This is a genomic window from Streptomyces sp. UNOC14_S4 (assembly GCF_020740835.1).
Lineage (GTDB): Bacteria > Actinomycetota > Actinomycetes > Streptomycetales > Streptomycetaceae > Streptomyces.
The window spans coordinates 1-5,691 of record NZ_JAINFC010000483.1; the positions used below are offsets into that span (position 1 = coordinate 1).

5 protein-coding genes are annotated in these 5,691 nt (G+C 75.3%); 3 read left to right on the forward strand and 2 right to left on the reverse strand.

Translation table 11 applies throughout. The annotated features are described in order from the left end of the window. Positions 1-81 precede the first annotated feature (81 nt). Positions 82-768: a TetR/AcrR family transcriptional regulator gene (locus tag K6I34_RS30100; RefSeq protein ID WP_229330731.1), complete on the reverse strand. Its 687-nt coding sequence runs from the start codon at positions 766-768 to the stop codon at positions 82-84. 168 nt (positions 769-936) lie between these two features. On the opposite strand from K6I34_RS30100, the gene K6I34_RS30105 reads away from it, so the two are divergent. The 3 genes from K6I34_RS30105 (at position 937) to K6I34_RS30115 (ending at position 2,945) form a co-directional block, all read left to right on the forward strand. After that, entirely contained in the window at positions 937-1,386 is a 450-nt protein-coding gene (locus tag K6I34_RS30105; RefSeq protein ID WP_229330733.1) for an SAV_6107 family HEPN domain-containing protein, read from the forward strand. Positions 1,387-1,537: 151 nt separating this feature from the next. Next, positions 1,538-2,302, forward strand: coding sequence for a methyltransferase (locus K6I34_RS30110; RefSeq protein WP_229330734.1), 765 nt, complete (start codon positions 1,538-1,540; stop codon positions 2,300-2,302). Between the two features lie 238 nt (positions 2,303-2,540). After that, a complete protein-coding gene (locus tag K6I34_RS30115; protein ID WP_229330736.1) occupies positions 2,541-2,945 on the forward strand; it encodes a DUF3040 domain-containing protein in 405 nt (134 codons plus the stop codon). A 202-nt stretch (positions 2,946-3,147) separates the two neighbouring features. Here the strand turns inward: K6I34_RS30115 and K6I34_RS30120 are convergent, their stop codons facing one another. Further along, a complete protein-coding gene (locus K6I34_RS30120; protein ID WP_229330738.1) occupies positions 3,148-5,514 on the reverse strand; it encodes a DUF3488 and transglutaminase-like domain-containing protein in 2,367 nt (788 codons plus the stop codon). Between the last annotated feature and the right edge of the window lie 177 nt (positions 5,515-5,691).

The window sequence follows — 5,691 nt, forward strand, 5'->3', positions numbered from 1 at the left end:
GAACGCCGCTCCGGCATCGGCCGACGGGGGATCGGTCGGGGCCGGGGCGGCGTCACGCTTTTTGGAGGCTTTCGGGGGCGCCTAATGGGGTGCCTCTTGCGCTCCGCGCGCGGCTACAGCTCCGTCGTGGCCGGTCGCGCAGTTCCCCGCGCCCCTTACAGGGCCTGTCCCGACTCTGCCCTGGAGCAGGCGCGACAGCGCCTCGTGGACCTCGTCGATCGAGCGGTCCGGCTGGAACGACTGCCAGTCCAGCGCCGACACCAGCACCATGCCGAACACCGCGGCCGCCGTCAGGGGGACGTCGAGTTCGGTGCTCAGCTCGCCCGCCGTCACGGCCTCCTCCAGGACGCTCGCGATCACCGCGACGGCCCGCTGCCGCAGCTGCGTCAGCGTCGGCTGCCAGGCCCGGTTGGTGCGCCACAGCTCCGCCGCGTACAGCTGGGCGAGCGCCGGATAGCGGGCGATGAAGTCGAGCCCGGCGCGGACCATCGCGTCCAGCGCCTCGACCCCGCCGCCTCCGCGTTCCGCCATCTCGTCGGCGGCCCGCTGCAGGGCGTCGGTCAGCAGCTCCATCCCGTGCCGCAGCAGCTCCTCGAACAGCACGCTCTTGCTCGCGAAGTTGTAGTAGACCGTGCCCTTCGCGACTCCGGCACGTTCGGCGATCTCGTCCACCGTGGTGGTCGAGAAGCCCTGTTCGGCGATGAGGGTGACCGCGGCTTCGAAGAGTTTTCGCCTGGTGTTCTGACGGCGCGTACTGCTGCTGTCCATGCAGCGATTCTCCCTGCCGCCGCGCGGCCTTTTCAGGCACTGTCGCCCTCTCGCCGGGCCCTGGGTATCGGCGCAGGTCAGGGCGATTGTCAGTGGGGTGCCCGAGGATGGGGGCAGACGGCGGCTCCGCCATCGCGCGGCGCCCGCCCCCGACGAAGGAGGTTCGTCATGGCCCGCAGCGCGAGCTACGCCCGCCCCGTGCCGTTCCGTCCCGCGGTCCCGTCCGCGGCCCTCGACCTGCTCGACCAGGCCCGCGCCGGCCTGACGGAGGCCACCGCCCTGGAGGCCCCGCACGAGCGCTACGCCACCGCCCACCTCGCCGCCCTGCGCACCGCCGCCGCCGTGCTCGCCGTGCGCGGCCGCCCGGAGACGAGCGCACGGCGCCGCCACCGTATCCGCAGCGCCTGGGAGGTGCTGCCCGAGGTCGCGCCCGAACTGGCCGAGTGGAGCGCGCTGTTCGCCGCCGGGGCGGCCCGCCGCGCCCGCGCCGAGGCGGGCATACGGTCCGCGGCCGGCCGACGCGAGGCCGACGACCTGCTGCGCGCCGCCACGGAGTTCCTGTTCCTGGTGGAGCGAGGGCTCGCCGGACGGCAGGTGCCGCCGCGGCAGGCGGGGTGACCAGCGCCATGGACAGCGCCATGACCAGCGGCTGACCGGTGCGGCCGGGGCGGGGGCGCGGGCCGCGCCCATTAGGCTGGAGGCGTCCACCCCATGTTCCGGTACCCCGCAGCCGCGGGGGCGGTCCCCTCACCGTCAGGAGCCATCCGCCGTGTCAGACCCGCTGCGCCCCCGGGCTTCCCTCCGCACCGCCGTGGTCTGGGAGGTCCTGCGGGACGCCCTGGACCGCCGGGTCAAGGCCGCCGGGCCGGAGGCCGGAGGCGTGCTGGACGTCCTCGACACCGGCGGCGGCTCGGGCAAGTTCGCGGTGGACGTGGCCCGGCTGGGCCACCGCGTCACCGTCGTCGACCCCAGCCCCAACGCCCTGTTCGCGCTGGAGCGCCGGGCCGCCGAGGCCGGGGTCGCCGACCGCGTGCGCGGCGTCCAGGGCGACACCCACGGCCTGTTCGACGTCGTCGAGCGCGGCGCCTACGACGCCGTCCTGTGCCACGGCGTGCTGGAGTACGTCGAGGACCCCGCCGAGAGCGTCCGCAACGTCGTCGAGGCGCTCCGCCCGGCGGGCACCCTCAGCCTGCTGGCCGCCGGTCTCGGCGGCGCCGTCCTGGGCCGCGCCCTCGCGGGCCACTTCACCGAGGCCCGCCAGGTGCTCGCCGACCCCGACGGCCACTGGGGCGCCGGGGACCCGGTCCGCCGCCGCTTCACCGCCGAGCAGCTCTCCGGGCTGGTCATGGGGGCCGGGCTGGAGGTCGGTGCGGTGCACGGCGTGCGCGTCTTCGCCGACCTCGTGCCCGGCGTGCTGCTGGACGCCGAACCCGGTGCCATGGAGGCCCTGCTCCAGTTGGAGGCCGCGGCGGCCGCGCTGCCCGCCTTCCACTCGGTCGCCACTCAGCTGCACGTCCTGGCGGAGCGTGGCTGACCGTACGCGGTAGGTGACCGGCCGCCCGGGTCGCGGCCCCGCCCCGTATGATCGAGGGACGCCGTCCGGCATGGCGCATCGGCGGAACGGGAATGCAGTTCCCGACGCCACCGATCGCCGCACCGACCATCGGTGGGCGAATTGGCGCAGAGGGGCGGGTTTCACGGGGGCGATTCCCTGCCTATCCTGAAAGGGTCGCACCCGGTCGCCCCCCGCGACCGACGAGTAGGAGGACTCCGTGCCGCTCTCGGAGCACGAGCAGCGCATGCTCGAGCAGATGGAGCGAGCGCTGTACGCCGAAGATCCCAAGTTCGCGACAGCGCTCGAGGGCAGCGGCCTGCGCACGTACACCCGGCGACGGGTCTACCAGGCAGTCGCCGGATTTCTGGTGGGCATCGCGCTCCTCATGGCCGGCGTGATGATTCCGGGACAGTACTGGATCAGCGTGGTGGGCTTCCTCGTCATGCTGGGCTGCGCGGTGCTCGCCGTCACGGGCTGGCGCAAGGCGCCGCGCCCCGGGGGCGCGCGCGGCGGCATCGGCCCGTCGGGGGCCATGGGCGGCCGTCAGGCGCGGTCGCGGCGCAGCATGATGGACCGCATCGAGCAGCGCTGGCAGCGCCGCCGCGACGAGCAGGGGCACTGACTCCTCGACCACTCCTCTCCGAGGGCCGGACCGAATGGTCCGGCCCTTTCGGTTTCCCGCCGGGGCGGGGGCGTGGCCCCCGGACCCCGGTTCGGCGCGGGGCGGCGGGCCGGGCGCCCACTGGGCTGCCTCTTGCGCTCGGCTGCGGGTTGTCTGCGGCTGGTCGCGCAGTTCCCCGCGCCCCTGGCGGGACGCCGCGGGGTCACGGGGCCGGCCGAAGCCGGGCCACCCATCGCTGACGTGCGGTCAGAACAGCCTGCGTGCAGCGCATCCGCACCCGCGCTGTCACCGACCGCGGCACCAGCATGGCCCGCCCCCGCGCACCGAACCCCGCAGAAGCCCGCAGGGCATCGCGGACGCGTGTCACGTCCGACGCCAGCCCCTCCACGGGGCCCGGCCGTTCCGCGTACAGCGTCCGCTCGACGGCCGTGGCCACCCGGTGCGCCGCGTCGGAGGCGGAGCCCGTCAGGCCGCCCAGCCGCACCAGGCGGGTGGCCGCGCCCCGCGGGGTCAGCGATTCGTCGGGCGCGATGCCGTAATCCCATGCGGAGTCGGTCAGTTCGGCCCACGCGGCCAGAGCGTTCGCGCCGGCCTCCGACAGACGCCGGCTCCGCAGCTTCCGGCGGCGCAGCGGGAGCAGCAGGGGCAGCGCCAGCGCGGCGACGCCGAGTGCCACGGCACCCACCACCGGCCCTGTCGAGAGGCCGCCGCCGTGCGCGCCCGCCTCCACCGTCGAGCGCTCCTCGGACGGGCACTCGCCGGACTTCCTCAGCTGCGGCGTGCACACGCCCGGCGCCGCCGGTCGCGCCGACGGCGCGGTGCTCCGGTCGGGCGCGGGTGCCGGGACGACGAGCTCGGAGGCGCCGGGCTCCTGCGTCACCGTGTAGTCGGGCGCCGTGCCGCGGCTCGGCGTCGGCTCGAACCGGGTCCAGCCGACGCCCTCGAAATACAGCTCCGGCCAGGCGTGCGCGTCCTTGGAGCCGACCGACACCGCGCCGTCCTCCAGCGGTGTGCCCGGCGCGAAGCCGACCGCCACCCGCGCCGGGATGCCGAGCGTCCGCGCCATCGCCGCCATCGAGTACGAGAAGTGGATGCAGAAGCCCTTCTTCTCCTCCAGGAACTTCGCTATGGCGTCCTTGCCGCTGCCCGACGCGACCTGCGTGTCGTAGCGGAAACCGCCGTCGGCCGCGAACCAGTCCTGGAGCTTCACCGCCTGCTCGTACGCGTTCGCCGCCCCGGCGGTCACCTTCCGGGCTGTCTCCTCCACCACCCGCGGCACCGACCCCGGCACCTTGGTGTACTCCCGGAGCACCTCCTCGCGGGGCGCGGGTGCCGCCGCGAGCTGGGCCGCCGTCGGCTCCACCAGCAGGCTCGACACCTGGTAGCGCACGCCCCGGGTGGTCTGCTTGCGGGCGCCGGAGACCGTCCGGCCCTCCGGCTCGTACAGCCAGCTGCCCCCGTCCACGCGGACGCGCTCGGCGGGGTAGGGGAGCGGCAGATAGCTCTGCGCGTACGTACTCGCGGCGGCCACCGAGGTGTTCACCGACTCCGTGCGCACCCGGGGGTCGAGCCCCGGGGGCAGGGGCAGCATCCCCGGGAGGTCGGTGGAGCGGCGCTCGGACGGCTGCCACGCCGCGCCGTCGAACCGGTCGAGCGCGACGATCCGCAGATACATGTCCCGGGGATTCCCCGCAGACGTGCGGTAGCGGAGCATTTCGCGGTTCTCCGGCTGGTTCAGGCTGTTCTGGAGCGTGACCAGGGGGCGCACGGCGTCGAAACCGGCGCTGTCGTCCCGGCCCGTCCCGGCCGTGCGGGCCCGTTCCAGCAGCCCGCCCTCCATCGTCGGCAGCACGGCGGGCACCAGCAGCGCGAGCCCGAGCGCGACCGCGCCGATCCGCCGTCCGGTGCGCACAGGGGAAGCGCCGCGCCCCGGGGAGGCGCCGCGCCCCGCGGTCCCCGGCTCCCCGACGGCACCGCCGCCGAAGACCCGGCCCCATCCGGAGAGCCGGTCCCGGCCCTCGGCGAGGAGCAGCAGCAGATATCCGGCCGCGGCGGCCAGGAACCACAGCCAGTCCTTGCCGCTCTGCGCCAGCCCCGCCGCGATCGAGTAGAGCGCGAGCAGCGGCAGCCCGGCGGGCGCCGCGCTGCGCCAGGTCACCGCGAGCGCGTCCACGGCCAGGCCGACCACCAGCACGCCACCGACCAGCATCAGCCTGATGCCGGTCGTCGCCGGGGCCGGGATGGCGTACCGCCCGACATCGCGCGCGCCGTCCTGGAGCAGCGTGCTCAGCTGCTGGAAGACGTCCGGGCCCGGCAGCACCCCGCCGAGCGCCCCCGAACGCGCGAAGACCAGGCTGAGCAGCACGAACGAGACCAGCGCCTGCACCACCACGGTCGTCGCCCGGCCCAGCGGCACCCTGCGGGCGAGCACGCCCACCGCCGCCTGCAGCGCGAGCAGGATCGCGGCCTGCAGTATCCACGCCGGGGTGTCGACCAATGGCAGCAGCGCGCAGGCCGCGGCCAGCGTCGCCACGGCCGCGGCCGCGGACAGCCGCACGCCTCCGCTCAGACCTTTGCTCAGACCTCCGCTCAGACTTCTGCTCGCACCCCCGCTCATGTCCCCGCTCACGCCGCACCTCCCACGGACGGCGGCCACGGCGGCACAGGCGGAATGCGGCCCGCCTCCGGCGTCGCGCCCGCCACGCCCGCCACCCCCGCGTACGGACCTGCTGCCCCCATGTACGGG